This window comes from uncultured Bradyrhizobium sp., from assembly GCF_936943645.1.
Classification (GTDB): domain Bacteria; phylum Pseudomonadota; class Alphaproteobacteria; order Rhizobiales; family Xanthobacteraceae; genus Bradyrhizobium.
The window spans coordinates 26,458-48,444 of sequence record NZ_CAKZJO010000046.1; the positions used below are offsets into that span (position 1 = coordinate 26,458).

At 65.1% G+C, this 21,987-nt stretch carries 20 protein-coding genes; 12 read left to right on the plus strand and 8 right to left on the minus strand.

The annotated features are described in order from the left end of the window. Positions 1 to 23: 23 nt before the first annotated feature. Complete coding sequence (gene secG, locus Q0743_RS07300; RefSeq protein WP_100179774.1) at positions 24 to 410, minus strand: preprotein translocase subunit SecG; 387 nt, start codon at positions 408 to 410, stop codon at positions 24 to 26. A gap of 139 nt (positions 411 to 549) precedes the next feature. Further along, entirely contained in the window at positions 550 to 1,305 is a 756-nt protein-coding gene (gene tpiA / locus Q0743_RS07305) for a triose-phosphate isomerase (protein WP_298240895.1), read from the minus strand. 224 nt (positions 1,306 to 1,529) lie between these two features. Here tpiA and Q0743_RS07310 point away from each other — a divergent pair, with 224 nt between their 5' ends. Genes Q0743_RS07310 through moaC form a run of 4 tightly spaced genes read left to right on the plus strand, consistent with a single transcriptional unit; the run spans position 1,530 to position 5,800 of the window. Further along, a complete protein-coding gene (locus tag Q0743_RS07310) occupies positions 1,530 to 3,428 on the plus strand; it encodes a peptidylprolyl isomerase (protein WP_298240896.1) in 1,899 nt (632 codons plus the stop codon). A gap of 14 nt (positions 3,429 to 3,442) precedes the next feature. Further along, positions 3,443 to 4,456 carry an anthranilate phosphoribosyltransferase gene (gene trpD / locus Q0743_RS07315; protein WP_298240897.1) on the plus strand — a complete coding sequence of 338 codons (1,014 nt, stop codon included), beginning with the start codon at positions 3,443 to 3,445 and terminating at the stop codon, positions 4,454 to 4,456. Between the two features lie 7 nt (positions 4,457 to 4,463). Further along, positions 4,464 to 5,285 (plus strand): indole-3-glycerol phosphate synthase TrpC, encoded by an 822-nt coding sequence (gene trpC, locus Q0743_RS07320; RefSeq protein ID WP_298240898.1) that lies wholly within the window; start codon positions 4,464 to 4,466, stop codon positions 5,283 to 5,285. After that, a complete protein-coding gene (moaC, locus tag Q0743_RS07325; RefSeq protein WP_298240899.1) occupies positions 5,285 to 5,800 on the plus strand; it encodes a cyclic pyranopterin monophosphate synthase MoaC in 516 nt (171 codons plus the stop codon). Before trpC ends, moaC begins: the two co-directional genes overlap by 1 nt. Before the next feature lie 6 nt (positions 5,801 to 5,806). On the opposite strand, the gene Q0743_RS07330 is transcribed toward moaC, so the two are convergent. After that, positions 5,807 to 5,971: a Flp family type IVb pilin gene (locus tag Q0743_RS07330; RefSeq protein WP_298240900.1), complete on the minus strand. Its 165-nt coding sequence runs from the start codon at positions 5,969 to 5,971 to the stop codon at positions 5,807 to 5,809. A gap of 322 nt (positions 5,972 to 6,293) precedes the next feature. Here Q0743_RS07330 and Q0743_RS07335 point away from each other — a divergent pair, with 322 nt between their 5' ends. Beyond that, entirely contained in the window at positions 6,294 to 9,026 is a 2,733-nt protein-coding gene (locus Q0743_RS07335; protein WP_298240901.1) for an EAL domain-containing protein, read from the plus strand. Positions 9,027 to 9,122: 96 nt separating this feature from the next. Here Q0743_RS07335 and Q0743_RS07340 read toward each other — a convergent pair whose 3' ends face one another. Then, positions 9,123 to 10,460, minus strand: coding sequence for a S41 family peptidase (locus Q0743_RS07340; RefSeq protein ID WP_298240902.1), 1,338 nt, complete (start codon positions 10,458 to 10,460; stop codon positions 9,123 to 9,125). A gap of 356 nt (positions 10,461 to 10,816) precedes the next feature. Here Q0743_RS07340 and Q0743_RS07345 point away from each other — a divergent pair, with 356 nt between their 5' ends. From Q0743_RS07345 to Q0743_RS07370, 6 genes are all read left to right on the plus strand, one after another. Beyond that, a complete protein-coding gene (locus tag Q0743_RS07345; RefSeq protein WP_298240903.1) occupies positions 10,817 to 11,950 on the plus strand; it encodes an alpha-hydroxy acid oxidase in 1,134 nt (377 codons plus the stop codon). A 28-nt stretch (positions 11,951 to 11,978) separates the two neighbouring features. Beyond that, on the plus strand, positions 11,979 to 12,608 hold the full coding sequence (locus Q0743_RS07350) for an HAD family phosphatase (RefSeq protein ID WP_298240904.1): 630 nt from the start codon (positions 11,979 to 11,981) through the stop codon (positions 12,606 to 12,608). 158 nt (positions 12,609 to 12,766) lie between these two features. Next, positions 12,767 to 12,967, plus strand: coding sequence for a hypothetical protein (locus tag Q0743_RS07355; protein ID WP_298240905.1), 201 nt, complete (start codon positions 12,767 to 12,769; stop codon positions 12,965 to 12,967). 214 nt (positions 12,968 to 13,181) lie between these two features. After that, positions 13,182 to 14,393 (plus strand): gephyrin-like molybdotransferase Glp, encoded by a 1,212-nt coding sequence (gene glp, locus Q0743_RS07360; RefSeq protein ID WP_298240906.1) that lies wholly within the window; start codon positions 13,182 to 13,184, stop codon positions 14,391 to 14,393. A gap of 175 nt (positions 14,394 to 14,568) precedes the next feature. Next, positions 14,569 to 15,270, plus strand: coding sequence for a transcriptional repressor LexA (gene lexA / locus Q0743_RS07365; protein ID WP_100181444.1), 702 nt, complete (start codon positions 14,569 to 14,571; stop codon positions 15,268 to 15,270). Positions 15,271 to 15,839: 569 nt separating this feature from the next. Continuing rightward, complete coding sequence (locus tag Q0743_RS07370) at positions 15,840 to 16,274, plus strand: hypothetical protein (RefSeq protein ID WP_298240907.1); 435 nt, start codon at positions 15,840 to 15,842, stop codon at positions 16,272 to 16,274. An 8-nt stretch (positions 16,275 to 16,282) separates the two neighbouring features. On the opposite strand, the gene Q0743_RS07375 is transcribed toward Q0743_RS07370, so the two are convergent. From Q0743_RS07375 to Q0743_RS07390, 4 genes are all read right to left on the minus strand, one after another. After that, complete coding sequence (locus Q0743_RS07375) at positions 16,283 to 18,562, minus strand: ComEC/Rec2 family competence protein (protein WP_298240908.1); 2,280 nt, start codon at positions 18,560 to 18,562, stop codon at positions 16,283 to 16,285. Positions 18,563 to 18,657: 95 nt separating this feature from the next. Next, complete coding sequence (locus Q0743_RS07380) at positions 18,658 to 18,891, minus strand: DUF2171 domain-containing protein (RefSeq protein ID WP_015685840.1); 234 nt, start codon at positions 18,889 to 18,891, stop codon at positions 18,658 to 18,660. Positions 18,892 to 19,071: 180 nt separating this feature from the next. Next, positions 19,072 to 19,458, minus strand: coding sequence for a nuclear transport factor 2 family protein (locus Q0743_RS07385; RefSeq protein WP_298240909.1), 387 nt, complete (start codon positions 19,456 to 19,458; stop codon positions 19,072 to 19,074). Positions 19,459 to 19,465: 7 nt separating this feature from the next. After that, on the minus strand, positions 19,466 to 21,160 hold the full coding sequence (locus Q0743_RS07390; RefSeq protein WP_298240930.1) for a glutamine--tRNA ligase/YqeY domain fusion protein: 1,695 nt from the start codon (positions 21,158 to 21,160) through the stop codon (positions 19,466 to 19,468). A gap of 531 nt (positions 21,161 to 21,691) precedes the next feature. Between Q0743_RS07390 and Q0743_RS07395 the strand changes: the two genes are divergently transcribed. Next, entirely contained in the window at positions 21,692 to 21,847 is a 156-nt protein-coding gene (locus tag Q0743_RS07395) for a hypothetical protein (RefSeq protein WP_298240910.1), read from the plus strand. Positions 21,848 to 21,987: the final 140 nt, after the last annotated feature.

Sequence of the window (21,987 nt, forward strand, 5' to 3'; positions counted from 1 at the left end):
CCGCCCTGCATGGCGCCCCTGCTTTATTGCGAGCGCGGCACCTGCGGGCCGGTCGGGGCCGGCGCCTGCTGCTGCTCGTCGGCCTTCTTCAGCGAATCCAGGATGCCGCCCGAGGTCGGCGGCGCGACCGGCGATCCGCCGGCCGGCTGGCCCTGCGACGCCGGCGTGCCGATGATCGACGACGGCGCGCGGCTGTAGCCGGCGTGCCAGGACAGGAACATGCTGGTGAGGAAGAAGCCCGCAGCCAGGATTGCGGTGGTCCGCGTCAGCAGATTCGCGGTGCCGCGGCTGGACATGAAGCCCGCACCGCCGCCCATGCCGAGGCCGCCGCCTTCCGACTTCTGGAGCAGGACGGCGCCGATCATCACGGCGACGATCATGAGGTGGATGACGATGACAACGGTCTGCATGGTGCCCTTCCGTCACAAGCGGACGGCGCCTGACGGCGGCCGATCGCGCTTCGCGGGTTTTCCTGAAGTTGCGCGGTGTTACACGATCGGAGGTGGCATTGCCACCCCCGATCGGCCCCGAACCAAAGCTTTGGGTTAGCTAGGGACACCCCTTCGCGATCGCAAGGAAATCGGCCGCTTTCAGGCTGGCGCCGCCGACCAGGGCACCGTTGACGTTCTTGACGGCCATCAGCTCGGTCGCGTTCGAGGGCTTGACCGAGCCGCCATAGAGGATCCGCATCCGGCCACCATCGGCCTTGAACCTGGAGGTCAGGAATTCCCGGATAAACCCATGAATCTGCTCGACATCCTGGGCGGTCGGGGTCAGGCCGGTGCCGATCGCCCAGACCGGCTCATAGGCCACGATCAGGTTGGCGGCGGTCGAGCCATCAGGCAGCGAGCCGGCAAGCTGCCCACGCAGGATGTCGAGGGTCTGGCCGGCGTCGCGCTGGGCTTGTGTCTCGCCGATGCAGACGATCGCCGTCGCCCCGGCACGCCAGGCGGCTTCGGCCTTCTGGCGGATCAGGGCATCGCCCTCGCCGTGGTCGGCGCGGCGCTCGGAATGACCGACAATGATGGCGCTCGCGCCCGCGTCCACCAGCATTTCCGCGGCGATATCGCCGGTATGGGCGCCGGAGGCCTTGGGATGGCAATCCTGGGCGCCCACCGCGACCTTCTTGCCGCGCGCCTTGTCGGCAAAGGCCGCGATCAGGGTCGCCGGCGGGCAGACCAGCAGATCGGCCTTGGCGGCGACATCTGCCGCGCCGCTGAGCATGGCGTCGAATTCGGCAGTCGAGCCCTTCAGCCCGTTCATCTTCCAATTGCCGGCGATCAGGGGGCGGATGGCATCGGTCATGTCAATGTCCAGCAAAATGAGGTTTGCGCATGCGCTAGCAGAGCTGCCGTGGCAGTTCCAGAGAGGAGAGGCCTTTAACCGCAGCTTCCAGTGGTCGCCTGACCCGAGGTTGCGGGGGGAAAGCCGCCACTTTATGATGATTGATCAATTTGGTGACGCGCTTTTGCGGAATCTGCATTAGGACGCGCTCCCGTTCCCCTCCTGACCAAAACAAGTTGGACCAAATGCTTCGAGGAATGCGCAAGGCCTCATCAAACTGGGTCGGCAAGACCATTATGGCGATCGTGATGGGCGTGCTGATCATCAGTTTCGGCATTTGGGGAATCGCCGACATCTTCAAGGGCTTCGGGCAGTCCACGGTGGCCAAGATCGGCAGCACCGAGATTTCGCTGAACGAGTTCCGCCAGATCTACACCGACCGCCTGCAGCAGATCAGCCGCCAGTTCGGCCGCCCCCTCACGCCCGACCAGGCGCGTGCCTTCGGCCTCGACCGCCAGGTGCTGCAGCAGACCATCGCGGAAGCCGCCCTCGACGAGGAGGCGCGCCGGCTCGGGCTCGGCCAGTCCGACGACCAGATCCGCCAGGTCATCATGAGCGACCCCAACTTCAAGGGCGTCGGCGGCAATTTCGATGCGAACCGCTTCCAGGCCATGATCCGCAATTTCGGCTATACCGAGCAGCGCTACGTCGCCGAGCAGCGCAAGGTGTCGCTGCGACGGCAGATCACCGGCACGATCGGCGCCGGCCTCGAGCCGCCGAAAACCATGCTCGACGTGCTGACGCGCTTCCAGAACGAGCAGCGCACCATTGAATTCGTCAGGCTCGATGCCGCCCAGGCAGGGCAGATCGACGCGCCCTCGCCCGAAGCGCTCGCGGCCTATTTCGAGGATCACAAGGTCCAGTTCCGCGCGCCTGAATATCGCAAGATCTCCTTCGTGGTGGTCTCGCCGGAAGAAATCGGAAAATGGACTGAAGTCTCGGACGAGGACGCCAGGAAGGTGTTCGAGCAGCGCAAGGACCGGCTCGGCACGCCGGAGAAGCGCCAGATCCAGCAGATCGTCTTCCCCAACGCCGCTGAAGCGCAGGCCGCCCGGGAGCGGCTCGTCGGCGGCATGTCGTTCGAGGACCTCGGCAAGGAGCGTGGGCTTAGTGCCTCCGATGTCGATCTCGGCCTCGTCACCAAGTCCGCGCTGGATGCTGCGGTCGGCGAAGCCGCCTTCGCGCTTCCCGCCGGCGAGATCAGCCAGCCGATCCAGGGCGCGCTCGGCACGTCCATCGTCAAGGTCGACAAGATCGAGCCGGGCGCCGCGGCCGACTATGCGAAGCTTGCCGGCGACATCAAGCGCGAGCTCGCCACCGAGCGTGCGCGCGTCAAGGTCAACGACCTTCGCGACAAGATGGAAGACGAGCGCGGCGGCGGCGCCAGCGTGATCGACGCGGCACAGAAGCTCGGCCTCACCGCCGTGACCATCGACGCCGTCGACCGCTCCGGCCGCGCCCCGAACGGCCAGCCGGTCGCCAACATTCCGCAGGGCCTCGACGTGGTGTCGCAGGCCTTCAACACCGATGTCGGCGTCGACAACGACTCGATCTCGTACAAGGGCGGCTATGTCTGGTACGACGTGCTCGCCATCACGCCCTCGCGCGACCGCAATCTCGACGAGGTCCGCGACCAGGTCGAGGCGCGCTGGCGCCAGGACCAGATCGCGGCCAGGCTCAAGACCAAGGCCACCGAGATGGTGCAGAAGCTCGAAGCGGGCGGCAAGCTCGCCGACGAAGCCGCAGCGATCGGCGCCAAGGTCGAGACCGCAAACGGCTTCAAGCGCGACGACACGCCGGCCAGCGTGCCCGCAGCGGTCGTGTCGGCGACCTTCCGCGCCGCCAAGGACGGTGTCGGCCAGACGCCGGTCACCGGCGGCACCGAGGTGATCGTCTTCCGCGTCACCGACATCGTCGACCCCGTGGTCGATGCCGCCTCCGACGCGGTCAAGAAGCTGAAGGAGAGCCTCGACCGTGCCCAGACCGAGGAGCAGGTTGCTTCCTACGTCAACAGGCTTGAAACCGACATCGGGACCACCATTAATCAGGCCGCCTTCGCGCAGGTGACCGGCGCGAACCAGTGAGTTGAAAGCACGCGATGGACGACCTGAAATCGATCATTGGAAAAGTGGCGACCGGCGCCAGCCTGTCGCGTGACGAAGCCGCTTCCGCCTTCGACGCCATGATGAGTGGCGAGGCCACGCCCTCGCAGATGGGCGGCCTGCTGATGGCGCTGCGTGTGCGCGGCGAGACCGTGGACGAGATCACCGGCGCGGTTGCGGCGATGCGCTCCAAGATGCTCACGGTCGATGCGCCCGCGGACGCCGTCGACATCGTCGGCACCGGCGGCGACGGCTCCGGCTCGGTCAATGTCTCGACCTGCGCCTCGTTCATCGTCTCGGGCGCCGGCGTGCCGGTGGCCAAGCACGGCAACCGCGCGCTGTCGTCGCGCTCGGGCGCCGCCGACGTGCTGGCATCGCTCGGGGTGAAGATCGACCTCCGGCCCGATCAAGTCGGCCGCTGCGTCCGTGAATGCGGCATCGGCTTCATGTTCGCCCCCGCCCACCATCCCGCCATGAAGAACGTCGGCCCGACCCGGGTCGAGCTTGCCACGCGCACGATCTTCAACCTGCTCGGTCCCCTCTCCAACCCGGCCGGCGTGAAGCGGCAGATGGTCGGCGTGTTCTCCCGGCAATGGGTGCAGCCGCTGGCGCAGGTGCTGAAGAATCTCGGCTCCCAGTCCGCCTGGGTGGTGCACGGCTCCGACGGCCTCGACGAGATCACCCTCACCGGCCCGACCTTCGTCTCGGCGCTCCACAATGGAGATATCCGGAATTTCGAGGTCACGCCGGAGGACGCCGGCCTGCCCCGCTGCGAAGCCGGCGCCCTCAAGGGCGGTGACGCCGACGCCAATGCGATCGCGCTGCAAAGCGTGCTCGACGGCAAGCCGAGCCCCTACCGCGACGTCGCCCTGATGAACGCCGCCGCCGCGCTGGTCGTGGCCGGCCGCGCCAAGGACCTCAAGGAGGGCGTCGCGATCGGCACGAAGTCGATCGGCAGCGGTGCGGCCAGTGCGCGGCTGAAGCACCTGATCGCGGTCTCGAACGGCTGAGCGCTCCATGTCGGATATCCTGACCAAGATCGAAACCTACAAGCGCGAGGAGATCGCCGCCGCCAAGCGCGCGCAGCCGCTGTCGGCGATCGAGGCGAGGGCCAGGGCGCAAGCCGCCCCGCGCGGCTTCGTGCGGGCGATCAGGGCCAAGCACGCCGATGGCGACTACGCACTGATCGCCGAGGTGAAGAAAGCCTCGCCGTCGAAGGGGCTGATCCGCGCCGATTTCGACCCGCCTCAGCTTGCGAAGGCCTATGAGGCCGGCGGCGCCGCGTGTCTGTCGGTGCTGACCGACACGCCCTCGTTCCAGGGCCATCTCGATTTCATGGTCGCGGCACGCGCGGCGACGTCGCTTCCGGTGCTGCGCAAGGATTTCATGTTCGACACCTATCAGGTGGCGGAAGCCCGCGCGCACGGTGCCGACTGCATCCTGATCATCATGGCCGCGCTCGACGATGCTACCGCCCGGGATCTCGAAGATGCCGCGATCGCCTACGGCATGGACGTACTGATCGAGATCCACGACCGCGCCGAGCTCGACCGGGCGCTCAAGCTCCGCTCGCCGATGATCGGGGTCAACAACCGCAATCTGCGCACCTTCGAGACCACGCTCGCGACCAGCGAAACGCTGGCGCCGTTGATCCCGCGGGAGCGTCTGATGGTCGGCGAGAGCGGCATCTTCACGCCCGCCGATCTCGCCCGGCTCGAGCGCGTCGGCATGTCGACCTTCCTGGTCGGCGAGAGCCTGATGCGGCAGGCCGACGTTACCGCCGCCACGCGGACGCTGCTCGCGCGCGAGAATGCGGCACGCGCGACGGGCACGCGCTGATGGCACGCAAGCCTGCCAAGGCGAAGGCGGCCAGGAAGGCCGGCCCCGCCCTCACCCATATCGGCGCCTCCGGCGAGGCGCGCATGGTCGACGTCTCGGACAAGCCGGCCACCGAGCGGCTTGCGGTCGCGGAAGGCCGCGTCGTCATGACCAAGGCAACGCTCGACCTCATCGTCTCCGGCAACGCCAAGAAGGGCGACGTGCTCGGCACGGCCCGCATCGCCGGCATCATGGCGGCGAAGCGGACCTCGGAGCTGATTCCGCTCTGTCATCCGCTCGCGCTGTCGAAGGTCATTGTCGACATCGAGCCCGATGCAAAGCTGCCGGGCTGCCGCGTCCGCGCCAGCGTGAAGGTGACGGGACCTACCGGCGTCGAGATGGAGGCCCTCACTGCGGTGTCGGTGGCCTGCCTCACCATCTACGACATGATCAAGGCGGTCGAGCGCGGCGTGCGCATCGAGGGCATTCATCTGGTCGAGAAGCTCGGCGGCAAGTCCGGCCATTACCGCGTCTGACCGGCGCTACTTCAGCGCCGAGCTGATCGATGTGAATTTCGTGTTGAGCCTCGTGCCCAGGCCGTTGATGACGGTGATGATGGCAAGCGCAATTCCGGCGGCGATCAGGCCGTATTCGATCGCCGTCGCACCACGCTCGTCGGCGAGAAAGTTCTTCAAAGTCTTCTTCATCGTTTGTCCTCTCGGTGTCCCGGCAACGTGTTCGCAAATCACGTGCCAATGCCCGCGCAAGGCTCGCCAACACCTTAGATGGTTAAGCCTTCCTTGATCGCGGCACGACCGGCAGGAATTGACCGGCAACGCCGGCGCTTGCGGCAAATTTTGCATGTCTCCTCATGCACGATTTGAATCGCGCGCATCGATTGCATTTGTGCTCGGCCGTTCACATCGCATTAACCGCGCTTCCTAACTTCGCCTCCATACCGTTTCCGTAAACCAACGGATGCTTTCGGGGCCAAGAATTGACCCTGACGTGCGCAGGCAATGATCCAGTATGATGACGAAATTCGGCAGTCGCCTCTTTGACCAGGCCTTCGTGCGCAGCGGACCGATCCGCTGGCTGGTGGTGGGCGGCACGCTGCTGATCGCGGCCATCGCCATCGGCTCCGTCCTGATGGCGCAGAATTTCCGCGAACGAGCGCTGCGCAACTCCAGCCGCGAGCTGGAGAACACCGTGCTGATGCTCGCCCATCACTTCGATCAGCAATTGCAGGACTTCGCGGTCATCCAGCGAGACTTCGTCGATCACGTGCGTGCCATCGGCATCACCAGCGTCGAGGACTTCCGCAAACGCCTTTCCGATCAGAGCGTCCACCAGATGCTGCGATCGAAGATCGAGGCGCTGCCCTATATCGGCGGCGTCAACATCATCGATGCCGAAGGCAATCTGATCAATTCATCGACGGCATGGCCGGTGCCCAAGACCAACATGGCCGACCGCGCCTACTTCCGCACGTTCAAATACGACCCCAACGCGCCGGATGTCCTGATCGAACCGCTGCACAGCCGGATCTCCGGCGCATGGACCATCCTGGTGGCCCGGAAGCTCGTCGCCCCGAACGGCGAATTCCTCGGCGTGGTCGGACGCGGGATCGAACCCGCCAACTTCGAAAAATTCTTCGCCACCGTCGCGCTCGGCGAAGGCGCGACGATCTCGATGCTGCATCGCGACGGCACGCTGCTCGCCCGCTACCCCCATTCCAGCGAATTGATGGGGCGGAATTTCAAGACCGGTTCGTTCGAGCAGCAGAGGGTCTTCGGCCTCGATCATTTCGCCGGCCGCTTCGTCAGCCCGGTCGACGGCGAGGACCGGTTGATCTCCTCGCGCGCCCTGCCCCATTTCCCGATCCTGATGATGGCCACCACGACGCGTGCGGCGGCCCTGACCGACTGGCGCGAACAGATCGGCATGCTGATCTCGGTCGCCGGCGCCTCGGCGCTGGCCATCGCGGGCGTGCTGATCGCGGTCGTGCGCAAGCTCTTGGAGCAGCACCGCGCGTCACGCGAACGGCTGACGCTGGAGAAGCAGCGGCTCGACCGCGCCGTCAACAACATGACGCAGGGCCTGTTGCTGTTCGACGCCGAGCGGCGGATGGTGGTCTGCAACCAGCGCTACATCGAGATGTACGGATTGTCCGCCGAGGTCGTGAAGCCCGGCTGCAGTTTCCACGACATCATCGCCCATCGCAAGGCGACCGGTTCGTTCACGGGCGACGTCGACGCTTACGTCGGGCTCGTGCTGCGGGACATTCATGTCCGCAATTCCATGGTGGTCGACACCTCTGACGGCCGCTCGATCCACATTCTCAACGAGCCGCTCGCGGATGGCGGCTGGGTCGCGACCCATGAGGATATCACCGAGCGCCGCCGCATCGAGGAACGCATCACCCACCTCGCCCACTACGACGCGCTGACCGATCTGCCGAACCGCACCATGTTCCACGAACATCTGCGCTCAGAGCTGGCCGCTGTCGGCAAGGGCGAAGAGATCGCGGTGCATTACATCGACATCGACGAGTTCAAGGGCGTCAACGACGCGCTCGGCCACCTCGTCGGCGACGAGCTGCTGAAATCGGTGGCCGCGAGCCTGCGGCGCTGTGCGGGCCCGGCAGATTTCGTCGCACGCCTCGGCGGCGACGAATTCGCCATCGTCCAGAGCGCGGTGACGTCGCGCGACCAGGTCGACGACCTCGTCGCGCGGGTGTTCGAGGCCATCCGTGCCCCCTTCGACTGCATGGGCCATCATCTCACCACCGATGCCAGCATCGGCATCGCGCTCGCACCCGAACACGGCACGGTGCTCGACCAGATCCTCAAGAACGCGGACATGGCGATGTACGCCGCCAAGTCGGCCGGACGCCGCACCTATCGCTTCTTCGAGCCGGAGATGGATGCCAAGGTGCGCGAGCGCCGGCAGCTCGAGAGCGACCTGCGCCACGCCATCGCCCAAGGAGGTCGCGAAGGCGGCCTCGAGGTCTATTACCAGCCCTGCCTCAGCCTGAAGGATGATCGCATCACCGGCTGTGAGGCGCTGGTGCGGTGGCGTCATCCGGTGCGCGGCATGGTCTCGCCGGCGGAGTTCATCCCGATCGCCGAGGATACCGGCCTGATCAACGAGATCGGCGAATGGGTGCTGGCGACCGCCTGCCGCGATGCCGCTGGATGGCCCGACGACATTCGCCTCGCCGTCAACGTCTCGCCGGTGCAGTTCAAGAGCGGCACGCTGGCGCTGAAGATCATGGCTGCGCTCGCCGCGTCGAACCTGCCGGCGAGCCGGCTGGAGCTCGAGATCACCGAGGCGGTGCTGATCCGCGACGATGATGCTGCGCTTACGATCCTTCACCAGCTCCGGGCCATCGGCGTTCGCATCGCGCTCGACGATTTCGGCACCGGCTACTCGTCGCTGAGCTATCTGCACCGCTTCCCGTTCGACAAGATCAAGATCGACCGCTGTTTCGTCGACGACATCGCCGGTCCCGACGGCTCCGCCAGCATCGTCCAGGCCGTCGTCAATCTGGCGGCCGCGCGCCGCATGACCACGACAGCCGAGGGCGTCGAGACCGAGGAGCAGCAGCGCCTGCTGCGCGCGCTCGGTTGCTCGGAGATGCAGGGCTATCTGTTCAGCGCCGCCAAGCCCGCCGACAAGGTGATGGAGCTGTTCGCGCTGCATCGCAGCCGCCTGGCGCAGCGCGGCGGCAGCGAGAGCCGGCGACGCGAGGCCGGTTAGTGCCGGCTACGGATCCCCGCTGAGGTCCCCAAACGAAATCGCCCGGAAGCGGCGATGCACTTCCGGGCGACAATCGATGTCTCGAACCAGCAAGACCTAGTTCGGCACCGCAGCCTTCGGCGCGGGCTTGGCCGCAACCGCGTTGGCGCTGACGCCGTGCAGGAAGTCGAAGGCGGCGTGGAGGGCCTTGTCGTCCTCTTGCTTCGGCGGGACGTAGGATTGCGATCCGGTCTGCTCGGTGCCGTCGGCGGCCGACAGATGCCCGCGCATCTGGGACTCCGCCATGGTGTCCATCCGGCCCTTCAGCTCGGGCGGCACGTCCTGCAGGATCTCGATGTCAGGCGCGATGCCCTGGGCCTGGATCGAGCGGCCCGACGGCGTGTAGTAGCGCGCCGTGGTCAGCGCCAGCGCGCCGTTGCCGGATCCAAGCGGAATGATGGTCTGCACCGAGCCCTTGCCGAAAGAGCGTGTGCCGATGATGGTCGCGCGCTTGTGGTCATGCAGGGCGCCGGCGACGATTTCCGAGGCCGAGGCCGAGCCGCCATTGACCAGCACCACCAGCGGCTTGCCCTTGGTGAGATCGCCGCCATGGGCGGTGAAGCGCTGGGTCTCTTCCGGATTGCGGCCGCGGGTCGAGACGACCTCGCCGCGTTGCAGGAAGGCGCTCGACACCGACACCGCCTGGTCGAGCAATCCGCCCGGATTGTTGCGCAGGTCGACCACGTAGCCGGCGAGCTTCTCCTGCGGGACGTCCTTGGTGATCGAGGCGATCGCCTTCTTCAGGCCGTCGGTGGTCTGCTCGTTGAACGAGGTGATGCGGACATAGCCGATGTCGCCGCCTTCGACATGGAAGCGCACGGGACGCACGTGAATGATCTCGCGCTTGAGCGCGACGTCGAGCGGGGCGTCGGCGCCCTTGCGCACGATGGTGAGCTTGGTCTGGGTGTCGACCGGACCCTTCATCTTGTTGACGGCCTGCTCGAGCGTCATGCCCTGCACGGCCTCGCCGTCGATCTTGCTGATGAGGTCGCCGGACATCAGGCCGGCCTTCGAGGCGGGCGTGTCGTCGATCGGCGAGACGACCTTGACGAGACCGTCTTCCATCGTGACCTCGATGCCGAGGCCGCCGAACTCGCCGGACGTGGTCTCCTGCATTTCGGTCCAGGCCTTCGCGTTCATGTAGCGCGAGTGCGGATCGAGCGAGGTCACCATGCCGGTGATCGCGCCTTCGATCAGCTTGGCATTGTCGGGCTTTTCGACATAGCTCGCCTTGACGCGCTCGAACACCGTGCCGAACAGGTTGAGCTGGGAATAGGCGTCGTCCGCGCTCGCCGCCGCCCGTGCCGCCCAGACACCGCCGTGCGGGCTGGCTACCAGAAGGGTCAGACACGCTCCGGTGAGCGCGCCCAGTGGGAACAGCAGGGATTTCCGCATGGAGGGACTGGCCTTTTTGCTTGGCGGTTCGCTTGTCTTTCGAGACTTGCTTTTCGGGACTTGCTTTTTGGGACTTGCTTTTTGGGACTTGGAAGTCGCCCATGCAATTGGCGATCCAGTCCGCTTCTCACAATACCATTCTGGTTTCTTCAAGGCCGGGATGCCCTGCCGGCGTGTCCTCCGCAGAAATCGCTTCGTTCGGACCTAAACTTTTGGCAACGTTGCCGGACTGGTCCGCCCGCAAGGGGAATCGGTGGGCCGGTCCATGCCTCGCAGCTATGCGATTTTAGGATGGTTTTGGAGGGCTGGACGGGTTAGGCGATGACATAAGGCTTCAAATTCTCGGGAGGATAACAATGAACGAAGCACCCCGCATCCGGCCGGACCGGAACGTCGAACTCGGCGCCAGCAACGAGCCGTTCCAGAATCTGCACGAATTCATCCGGAAAGCGCGGGCCAACCTCAACCAGAACGCCTGGGACTATATCGTCGGCGCCGCCGAGACCGAAACCACGATGCGCCGCAACCGCATGGCGCTGGACGAGATCGCCTTTCGCCCGCGCGTGCTGCGCGACGTCCGCAAGGTGGACGGCTCGGTCCAGCAGTTCGGCCGCAACATGCGTCTGCCCGTGGTCATCGCCCCCGTCGGCGCGCTCGAGATCTTCGATCCGGACGGCGCGGCAAGCGTGGCGCGGGGGGCCGGCGCTTTCGGTGCGGCGCACATGCTGAGCTCGGTGTCCGAGCCGGGCCTGGAGAAGACCGCCGAAGCCGCCCCTGATGCGCTCCGGCTCTATCAGCTCTATGTCCGCGGCGACGACGCCTTCGTTGCGGATGTCGTCAGCCGCTCCGAGAAGAACGGCTATGCCGGCTTCTGCCTGACCGTCGACACCGCCCATTACAGCCGTCGCGAACGTGACATCGCCAAGCGCTACGTTCGCGAAAGCCGCCTGCGCGCCACCGGCGGCGACTACCAGAAGGGCCTGGAGTGGCGGACCGTGAAGATGATCAAGGACAAGTTCAAGATCCCACTGATCCTCAAGGGCATCGCCACAGCCGAGGACGCCCTGATCGCGGTCGATCACGGTGTCGAGTGGATCTATGTCTCCAACCATGGCGGCCGCCAGCTCGACCATAGCCGCGGTGCGATGCACGTGCTGCCGGAGATCGTCGATGCCGTGAAGGGCCGCGCCAAGATCATGGTCGACGGCGGCATCTGTCGCGGCACCGACATCGTCAAGGCGATCGCGGCAGGTGCGGACCTCGTCGGCATCGGCCGGCTGCAATGCTGGGCGCTGGCGGCGGCCGGCGAAGCCGGCATCACGCGGATGCTGGAGCTGCTGGAGGACGAGGTGCTGCGCTGCCTCGGCCTGCTCGGTGCCACGTCGTTTGCCGAAGTCGACAAGACCTGCCTGCACCCGGCGACCGCAACCAACGCGCCGAGCGTGTTCAGCGCGTTCCCGCTGTTCGACCACGATCCTTACCGGTACTGATTGGCAGATCTGAAGTGAAAGGACGCAGGTGACATCGCTCTCCCCCGGCAGCGCGGATGCGCTTCTGTTCGATCTCGGGCGCGTGGTGCTCGATATCGATTTCTCCAAGGCGATCGCCTGCTGGGCGGGACATGCCGGTTGCGAGCCTCAGTCGATCGTCGCGCGCTATGTGCGCGACGAGGCCTACCGGCTGCACGAGGTCGGCAAGCTCAGCGACGAGGAATATTTCGCCTCGCTCCGCAGCTCGCTCGGGATCGGCATTTCGGACGCGCAGTTCCTGGAGGGCTGGAACGCGATCTTCGCCGGCGAGATGCCTGACATCGCCGAACTGTTGCCGCGTGCGGCAAGGCAGATGCCGCTTTACGCCTTCTCCAACACCAACCGGCCGCATGTCGACTATTTCTCTCGGGAATATGCCGATCTGCTCGGTCATTTCCGAAAGCTGTACCTGTCGTCCAGCATCGGCCTGCGCAAGCCGGACGCGGAGGCTTTCGACCATGTCGTGGCCGAGATCGGCGTGCCTGCGGAGCGCATCGTGTTCTTCGACGATCTCGCCGAGAACATCGAGGGAGCGCGGGCGCGTGGATTGATGGCAGTGCACGTGACGACGCCGCGCGATGTGGGGAATACCTTGAAGGCATTGGGCATCTGTGGTTAGTCTGCCCTGCCCAGCGATAGCCGCGAGCGATCCCCGAACAAAATTTGCGGAACGGTGGAACCCAAACCCTTTGTGCATTTTTGTACAAAGTTCCGGGAACGGAATGCCACCCTTCGGACTCATGAGTCTGTTGGGACTTCTACACCGGACTGAATGACGTGCTGGGCAAAACCTATCTCACCAAGCAAGCCTCTCTCCTGCTTGAATTCGCAAGAACCACCTCGGATTCTGACCTTTCCGCCAAGCTGATCAGCAAGGCCGCCGACCTGAAGTCGCAGGCCGATCCGCTCCCCGACAAGGATCCCAAGGCGCCCGACGTCGCGCTGAACGTCGGACCGGATGGACCGTCGGAAGGTTGACCCATGCCGACCATGGCGCTCGGCATTCTCGTCCTGGCCATGGCCGCCCTCCTCCCGATCCGTCTCGCCTTTTGGATCATGCCCCGGCGGAGTTGAGCTCCTCCTCCACGGAGATCACGCAGGATAAATCATCCTGCGTGCTGCTTTGCCTTGCGCCTGCACTCGGCTAGAACTCTCGCCGCCCATCACCGACGTGCTCAGCAGGAGTTTTGCCGTGGCCTTGATGCCCGTTTCCGACGCCCTTGCTGCGGTGCTGGCGGGTGCCGAGCCGCTGCCCGAGCAGATGGTTTCGCTCGACGAAGCCTATCACCGCGTGCTCGCCCAGGACGTCGCGGCGCGGCGCACGCAGCCCCCGCAAGCCATGTCGGCGATGGACGGCTATGCGTTACGCGCGGCCGATGCCGCGAAGATCGATTCCAGGCTGACGGTGATCGGCGAGGTCGCAGCGGGACGTCCGTTCGCGGGATCGGTCTGCGCCGGCGAAGCCGTGCGGATCTTCACCGGCGGCGTCGTCCCCGACGGGGCGGACGCGGTCGTGATCCAGGAGGACACCGTTGCGGAAGGCAACAGCGTCACGATCAAGGAGGCCGCGATCACCGGACGGCACATCCGCCCGGCCGGCGTCGATTTCCGCGAGGGAGACGTCCTCCTGCGCAAGGGAACCCGCCTGACAGAGCGCGATCTTGCGCTGGCCGCGGCGATGAATCACCCGCTCCTTGCCGTCGGCCGCCGTCCGAAGGTCGCGATCCTCGGCACCGGCGACGAGCTGGTGAGGCCAGGCACAACGCCCGGGCACGGCCAGATCGTCTATTCGAACGGCTATGCCCTGCATGCGCTCGCCAGCAGCGAGGGCGCCGAGACCATCGACCTCGGCGTCGCCGCCGATACGCTGGCAGCCACCTCCGCCGGCATCCGGCGCGCCCGCGAGAGCGGTACCGACATCCTGATCACCACCGGCGGCGCGTCGGTCGGCGATCACGATCTGGTTCAGCAGGCGCTTCGGGACGAAGGCATCGCGATGTCGTTCTGGAAGATCGCGATTCGGCCCGGCAAGCCGATGATGCACGGACGGCTCGGCGCCATGCGCGTGATCGGCCTGCCCGGCAATCCGGTGTCGTCCTATGTGTGCGCCTTCCTGTTCATGGTGCCGCTGATTCGCGCGCTATCGGGGCGTTCAGTGATCCATCATCGTCGCGAGCGCGCCGTGCTCGGCAAAGATCTCGGCGCCAACGACCAGCGCGAGGATTATCTGCGCGCGCGCCTGGAGCTGCGCGAGGACGGCACGCAGATCGCCATTCCGGTCAACCACCAGGACTCCTCTCTGCTTGCGAATCTTGCTGCAGCACAGGTACTTCTCGTGCGCCCACCGTTTGCGCCGAAGGCCGAAGCCGGCAGCCCCTGCGAGGTGCTGCGGCTCCCCGCCTGAACTGCGTGACACACGCATTCCGCGAGTTTCGCTTCGTTCACGGTAAATTAAGCAGTTGCGGAACATGTATCGAACATATAGTGTCCGTTCATGATTTGTTTCGAGGATGTAGCGGCTTATCGCTGAATTCATCGTCTCGGAATCGAACGACATCAACCGGGGGACTTTGGTCGAGATGTTAACGCGCAAACAATACGAGCTTCTGCGGTTCATCAGCGAACGTCTGAAGGAAAGCGGCGTGCCGCCCTCTTTCGACGAGATGAAGGATGCGCTCGACCTGCGCTCGAAGTCAGGCATCCACCGCCTGATCACCGCACTCGAAGAGCGCGGCTTCATCCGCCGCCTGCCCAACCGCGCCCGCGCCATCGAAGTGATCAAGCTGCCGGAGCTGCAGGCTGCCGCCAGCAACCGGCGCGGCTTCACGCCGAGCGTCATCGAGGGCAATCTCGGCAAGGTCCGCGCGAGCTCCAGCCTGCCCGCGGACGAGGGCGAACGGCCCGTGGCGGTGCCCGTGATGGGCCGCATCGCGGCCGGCACCCCGATCGAGGCGTTGCAGACCCGCAGCCACACCATCAGCGTGCCGCCCGACATGCTCGGCTCCGGCGAGCACTACGCGCTTGAAGTGCGCGGTGATTCCATGGTCGAGGCCGGTATCCTCGACGGCGACATGGCGCTGATCCAGCGCAACGAGAGCGCCGATACCGGCGACATCGTGGTGGCGCTGATCGACGATGAGGAAGCCACGCTCAAGCGCTTCCGCCGCCGCGGCGCCTCGATCGCGCTCGAGCCCGCCAACGCAGCTTACGAGGTGCGCATCCTGCCGCCGAACCGCGTGAAGATTCAGGGCAAGCTGATCGGTCTTTACCGCAAGTACTGAGTCCGAAAGAACTCGAAACGGAAGTCCTTGGCGCCGGTTACGCGCCTTCGGTCGGCAATGCCGATCAGAGATTGGAGCGGATGATGTGTCCGCTCCGGCTGGATGGTCCTTCTGGTTTTGCACAGACTATCCGGCCCCTCTTCTACGGCGACCTCCGCGGCAGGCCGCGCGAAGCGATGTCGCGTTGCGGCCGCTCCGGATCGAGGCGACCGCTATGCGCCAGATCGCGTCTTGAAGGTAGCGCGCCGGCGCTGATCGCAGCATCGGCGTCGCAAGCCGTTCGCTGGTCGAACCGTTCGCCGTGAGGTGGCAGCGAGCGGGCAAATGCGCATCGCTATCGCAGCCCGCAATCGCGCTGGCGATATCAGGACACCTTCGCGAGGCATGCCTGCCGAATGCACGGAAACCGGGATTGTTCCTATGCGAGTCGGGAAAGATAATGTGATCGCAGCGCGCGGATTACAGCCGTAGATTTGCCCACAACCAAGCAGAGCGTTGCGTGCTTCCACTCCGAGGCCTGTGCCTCCAAGAGAGGCGCGGGTCGTCATCTTCGCATGAGGAGCAACCCGATGTGTGACTACAGCCTGCATGCCGTCGCGACGCGTCCCGCGGAAGTCGGCGAGACGATCGTCACGACAACGTTCCGCGGCACCTCGACGCGCGGCTTCGCCTCCGAAGCCGACCTGTCCGTTGCGGTCTGCCTGCTGCCGGGAACGGAGCTCGCCTTCGCCGACAACGTTCGTTACGACAACCGCTGGATCTGGACGCGCACGGTCAATTCCCGCGTCGGCAAGTTCGGCAAGATCGATCCGCACATTCCCGATCGCCATCATGACGCGATCGAATTCCCTGACGGCAAGTACGTGCTGGTGACGCAGCTCGTCGAAGGCCAGCGCGCAACCGTGCTGCAGCTGCCGGTGACCCAGCCGCTCGGCGAACGCGAGCACAAGCCTGAGATCACTGCGGTCAGTGCGTCGCCGATCACGCCGCTGCCGATCGGCTGACAGAGACTTCAGTCATCCGCCTGAAGATCGGCATCCGACGGGGTCGCATCCTTGCTGCGCGGAGCTGCCGCCCTCGGCATGAGGGCTGTTTCGAAATCTCCCTCGCCGGCCGCCGCCGGCGACCAGGGCCGGTTCGTGCCTCTCGCCCTCACCGCCTCGACCGAAAAGCCGTCGCCGCGCCGCGTCAGAGCCAACGCGCCCTGACGAACCAGCCGCGGCCTATCCACCACCATCGCCGCACAATCGGGCGGCGCGGGCCGCGACGTCACCACCAGCGCGGCACGGCTGCAGTCGTCCGCCAACGCGTCGATGCGCGAGGCCAGCGCCACCAGCCGTCCATCGGCGAGCGGCGTGACACAGCCGGACTCATCACACGATACGCCGTCGGCGAGCGAGGCATTCGCGGCATCGCGCGGATCGGCGTCGGCCGCGAGCCACTCCTTCAGCACAAAATTGTCCTTGCCCGTCCTGATCAGGTGCAGGCGCCCGTCCCCGCCGCGCACGGCGACACTCGCGCCATCTCCGGCAATCAGGATGTCGGGCTGCCGCACCGACAATCCCCCTGCGATGGAGGCCAGCAGCACCACGGCACCGCACCAGCGCAAGGGCGTGCGCAACAGGCCCATCAGGATGATGCCGAGGCTCGCCGCGATCAGCGGCGCGATGCCGAGCGCCGGGATGCGGCCGACCGCGCCCGGCAGCGCCGCCACCCAGCGCGACACCGCGACCATCCAGTCGATACCGATCCCCATCAGCCACCAGAACACGCCGTCGAGCCCGAAGGGCGCGGCCAGCAGACCGAGCAGCCCGGCCGGCATCACCAGCGCCGAGACCACCGGCATCGCACCGAGATTGGCGAGCACGCCGTAGGGCGTGACGCGATGGAAGTGGAAGGCGGCGTAGGGCGTGGTCGCGAGCCCCGCGATCAGCGAGGCCAGAAACAGCATGGCGATCTCACGGCCTCCCCACAGCGCGATGCGCGCCGTCGCGGAATGATCGGGCGAGGCAAACAGGTTCGGCATGCCGATCTGCACCAGCGCGACGAGACCCAGCGTTGCCGCGAACGACATCTGGAAGCTCGGATGCACCAGCGCCTCCGGCGCCACCGCAAGCACGATCAGCGCCGCCACGGCCAGCGTGCGGAAGGTGATGGCGCGGCGATCGACCATCACCGCGATCAGCACCACCGCGGTCATGAAGAACGATCGCTGCGTTGCCACCTCCGCGCCCGAGAGCAACAAATAGAACGCGGCCGCAACCAATGCGGCGGCCGCCGACCATTTCTTGATGGCGAAGCCGACGGCAAGGCCCGGAATCAGCGCCAGCAGCGCCCGCACCGCGAAGAACACGACACCCGCGACCACCGCCATGTGATAGCCGGAGATCGAGAGCACGTGTCCGAGCCCCGAGATGAACATGGCATCGTTGACGGGCGCGGAGATCGCATCGCGCCGCCCGGTGAGCAGCGCCGTTGCAATCGCGCGGTTGTCGCCTTCCAGCGTTGCGCGAATGCGCGCGTCGATCGCATCGCGCAGGACCTGCATGAACGCCGCGTAGCGCAGCCGCAGGCCGCCGGCGTCCGGCGGCACCGACGCCGTGATCGCACCCATCACGAAGCCGGAGGCGCCGATGCCCTGGAAAAACATGTCGCGCGAGAAGTCATAACTGCCCGGGCGCACCGGCGAGAGCGGCGGCATCAGCCGCGCCTTCAATTGCACGAAGCTGCCGACTTCGGGCGCAGTGCCCTTGCGCACGGAGAGGCGGACGCGTTCGAGCTTGACGTCGGTGCGCTGGGCTTCCATGGCGGTGACGCGCAGCACGAAACGATCAGTACGCTCGCGAATGTCGCGCGTTTCGACGAAGCCCGACAGCGACACCGAATAGAGCGGTTTTGCGAGCACCGTGTGCGCGATCCGCGCCGTCTTCCAGGTCGCCACGGCAAAGCCCGCCGCGACCGCCGCGATCATGAGCGCTGGCGCAAACAGCCGGCTCCGCCGCAACAGGATCGCGCCGAGCAGGAGTGCAACGGCCGTCGCCGCGACAACCCACAGCACCGGCTCATGGTCGGCGGCAAAATAAAGCGCGATGCCGCCGCCGAAGGCCACCGGCACCCACGGCAGCAGACGCCCTGGGCCGGCTTCGGCGCGGACCCATGCGCGTAACGTTTCGACGATCGCGGGCCAGATGCCGAAGCTCGACGGGACGAAGCCGCCGGCGGGCGCAGCACGGCCGACCGGCCACGTCCCGGCAACTCCCTGGGACCGTACCGGCCGGCCCGGCTCCGCCATATCCCTGCACCCTACGCGACGTGACGAGCGCCGAGGCTACCGGAACGTGCGACCATGCGAATAGCGGTACAGATCGGGAACGCGAACAGGCGCCCCTACTTTTCCTCTTCCATGGTCACGGCCACATCCGCCTTGGCGGACAGCCGCACCTTGTTCCCCTCGACACCGGCGACGAGTCCCTTGTCGATGAAGTGATGATGGCCCTTGTGGCTGCCCTCGCCGCTGTCCTTCTTGGTCAGCTTGATGCGATTGCCTTCGACCTTGTCGACGGTTCCGACATGGACGCCGTCGGCGCCGATGACTTCCATATGCTCTGCGATGTTCTGCATGGTGGGATCCTTGATTGGAATCCACGTCAACGCGTCGGGAGCGCGTTCGTTGCTTCGTCATTTCCGGGATGGCCCGCAGGGCCAGGCCCGGAATCCATAACCACCATCGTGAGTATGGATTCCGGGCTCGCGCCAAGTGGCGCGCCCCGGAATGACGAAGCGGATGGAGTAGCGCGACGGCTAAATCAGCGATGCCTGCGCCGAAGCGTGGTGATTGACGATCTTCCAGTCGCCGTCCTCGCGGATGAGGACCCAGCTCATCTTGACGACGAGATCGTCCCGCTCGCCGGCGAGGTCGAACGAGATGGTCGCAGCCATGTTGATCAGATCAGGGCCGGCCTGTGCAGCATTTACCTCGGAGAAGGTCGCGCTCGGCTTGCGCCAGCGCGGCAGGCCGTTGAAATAGTCGGCAACGCCGTCCCTGCCCCGATACAGTTTCGGATTGGAGCCGAAGAAGAACGCATTCTTCGAATAGAGCGCGGACAGCGCAGCCGCGTCGAGCGTCGCGAAGCCGGCGCACCATTTCGCGATGATGGCGGAAACGATGGCGTCGGCTTCGTTGCTCATGTGCGCATCACCCCTTTGCGACTTCCTTCGCGAAGGTGTCGCGCAGGCCAATGGTGCGTGAGAACACCGGCTTGCCGGGCGTCGAGTCCTTGTCGCGGACGAAATAGCCCTGGCGCTCGAACTGCATCGGCTCGGTCGCATTGCTCTCGGCCACCGATGCCTCGATCCGCGCGTCGGGCAGGACCTCCAGCGAATTCGGATTGAGATCGGCCGCGAAGTTCGACGCGTCCGGGCTCGGATTGGAGAACAGCTGGTTGTAGATGCGGATCTCCGCGGGCACCGACGTCGCCGCCGGCAGCCAGTGCATCGTCGCCTTGACCTTGCGGCCGTCGGGCGCGTTGCCGCCCTTGGTCGCGGGATCGTAGGTGCAGCGCAGCTCCACGACCTCGCCCTTGTCGTTCTTGATCACGCCGGTGCACTTGACGAAATAGGCGTAGCGCAGCCGCACCTCGTTGCCCGGCGACAGGCGGAAGAACTTCTTCGGAGGGTTCTCCATGAAGTCGTCCTGCTCGATATAGAGCTCGCGGCCGAACGTGATCTTGCGCGTGCCCGCGGAGGGATCATCCGGGTGGTTGATCGCCTCGAGCTCCTCGGTCTGTCCTTCCGGATAGTTCTCGATCACGACCTTGAGCGGCCGCAGCACACCCATGCGCCTCTGCGAGGTGCGGTTCAGCTCCTCGCGGATGCAGAACTCCAGCATGCCGACATCGACCACGCTGTTGGCTTTCGCGACGCCGATGCGCTTGACGAATTCGCGCAAAGCCGCCGGCGGTACGCCGCGGCGGCGCATACCCGCCATGGTCGGCATGCGCGGATCGTCCCAGCCGGCGACATGGCCGTCGCGGACGAGCTGGGTCAGCACGCGCTTGGACAGCAGCGTGTAGGTGAGGTTCAGCCGCGCGAATTCATACTGATGCGGCTGCGACGGCACCGGCAGCTTCTCGATGAACCAGTCGTAGAGCGGCCGGTGGTCCTCGAACTCCAGCGTGCAGATCGAATGCGTGATGCCTTCGATCGCGTCCGACTGGCCGTGGGCGTAATCGTAGCTCGGATAGATGTGCCACTTGGTGCCGGTGCGCGGATGGTGCGCATGCAGGATGCGGTACAGCACGGGGTCGCGCAAATTGATGTTGCCGGCCGCCATGTCGATCTTGGCGCGCAGCACGCGCGCGCCGTTCGGGAATTCGCCTGATTTCATGCGCCGGAACAGGTCGAGGTTTTCGGCCACGCTGCGGTCGCGGAACGGCGAGTTCTTGCCGGGCTCGGTCAAGGTGCCGCGCGAGAGGCGGATCTCCTCCTGGGTCTGGTCGTCGACATAGGCGAGCCCGTCGCCGATCAGCTTCTCGGCCCATTCATACAGGCGGTCGAAATAGTCCGAGGCGAAGAACAGGTTCTTGCCCCAGTCGAAGCCGAGCCAGCGCACGTCGGCCTGGATGGAATCGATGTATTCCTGCTCTTCCTTGACCGGATTGGTGTCGTCGAAGCGCAGATGGCAGCGGCCCGGAAACTCCTGGGCGATGCCGAAATTGAGCGCGATCGACTTGGCATGGCCGATATGCAGGTAGCCGTTCGGCTCCGGCGGGAACCGGGTCACGATCTCCCTGTATTTGCCCTGGTCGAGGTCGGCCTGAATGATGTCACGAATGAAATCGCGCCCAACCTCATCGTCCTTGTCGGGCCGCTTCTCGGGCCACTTTGCCAGAACCGAATCAATTAGGGCTTTGTAAATGCTGTTTGGCCCATCGCACACAACGACCTGACTGGCGCCCACTAGCTTCTCAAAGAATGGAACTCCGATGAGCCTTCGTTCGACTACACTATTCTTCTCATCAAAATAGAAACGCCAAAGACCTCCTCCGCTGACGCCCCCGAAGCTAGACGGACGCGGCACATCGGCATCCTTAGCAACCTTGAATTCGATTAAATCGAACCCTCGATCGCTTTTCGCAATGAAATCTGCTTCACCGCCGTAGAAGATCCCACCAAACTCCTTCTGGAGTGGCTTCGCTGGAGTCGAAAAATCCTTGGTGAATTCATCTACGATTCCGACCAACGCATCCACGTATCTTTCGGTCGGAATTTTCTCAGCCAAAACGTCATTCTGACGCTTGAGCAAATTAAAGAATGAGTTTGTAGCAGATAGTTTCGCCACACTATTCTCGGAAAGGCGAATAAATGCCAAGTCCGGACCAAGAGGTCCATACGACTTGCCGCGAATCTTTACGAGATCAGCGTGCTCGATCTCTATCAGGCGCTTTCTAAAATCTGCCTGGCTTTCGTTCGCAATGAATATCTTGAAATTACCGCCTTCGGGAAGCGCATCCGCTACGTGTGCTGCGGTAAGAACACCATGTATCGGGCCAATTGTAACAAGCGATCCAGAGCCTAGCGCTCTGACATCTAGATTGTTATCAAGCCTCACGAAGCCAATCGTATAGTCAGAGACGACCCTACTGATATCTCGTGTGCCGACCACGTTTGCCGCTTCTTCCATATTTAGGTCCTAGTTCCGCCGTCGACCAACGCTCG

What these genes read in the sequence shown, in the direction of transcription:
- secG (WP_100179774.1), bottom strand. Translation starts at nt 410, where the DNA reads ATGCAGACCGTTGTCATCGTCATCCACCTCATGATCGTCGCCGTGATG.
- tpiA (WP_298240895.1), bottom strand. Translation starts at nt 1,305, where the DNA reads ATGACCGATGCCATCCGCCCCCTGATCGCCGGCAATTGGAAGATGAAC.
- Q0743_RS07310 (WP_298240896.1), top strand. Translation starts at nt 1,530, where the DNA reads ATGCTTCGAGGAATGCGCAAGGCCTCATCAAACTGGGTCGGCAAGACC.
- trpD (WP_298240897.1), top strand. Translation starts at nt 3,443, where the DNA reads ATGGACGACCTGAAATCGATCATTGGAAAAGTGGCGACCGGCGCCAGC.
- trpC (WP_298240898.1), top strand. Translation starts at nt 4,464, where the DNA reads ATGTCGGATATCCTGACCAAGATCGAAACCTACAAGCGCGAGGAGATC.
- moaC (WP_298240899.1), top strand. Translation starts at nt 5,285, where the DNA reads ATGGCACGCAAGCCTGCCAAGGCGAAGGCGGCCAGGAAGGCCGGCCCC.
- Q0743_RS07330 (WP_298240900.1), bottom strand. Translation starts at nt 5,971, where the DNA reads ATGAAGAAGACTTTGAAGAACTTTCTCGCCGACGAGCGTGGTGCGACG.
- Q0743_RS07335 (WP_298240901.1), top strand. Translation starts at nt 6,294, where the DNA reads ATGATGACGAAATTCGGCAGTCGCCTCTTTGACCAGGCCTTCGTGCGC.
- Q0743_RS07340 (WP_298240902.1), bottom strand. Translation starts at nt 10,460, where the DNA reads ATGCGGAAATCCCTGCTGTTCCCACTGGGCGCGCTCACCGGAGCGTGT.
- Q0743_RS07345 (WP_298240903.1), top strand. Translation starts at nt 10,817, where the DNA reads ATGAACGAAGCACCCCGCATCCGGCCGGACCGGAACGTCGAACTCGGC.
- lexA (WP_100181444.1), top strand. Translation starts at nt 14,569, where the DNA reads ATGTTAACGCGCAAACAATACGAGCTTCTGCGGTTCATCAGCGAACGT.
- Q0743_RS07370 (WP_298240907.1), top strand. Translation starts at nt 15,840, where the DNA reads ATGTGTGACTACAGCCTGCATGCCGTCGCGACGCGTCCCGCGGAAGTC.
- Q0743_RS07375 (WP_298240908.1), bottom strand. Translation starts at nt 18,562, where the DNA reads ATGGCGGAGCCGGGCCGGCCGGTACGGTCCCAGGGAGTTGCCGGGACG.
- Q0743_RS07380 (WP_015685840.1), bottom strand. Translation starts at nt 18,891, where the DNA reads ATGCAGAACATCGCAGAGCATATGGAAGTCATCGGCGCCGACGGCGTC.
- Q0743_RS07385 (WP_298240909.1), bottom strand. Translation starts at nt 19,458, where the DNA reads ATGAGCAACGAAGCCGACGCCATCGTTTCCGCCATCATCGCGAAATGG.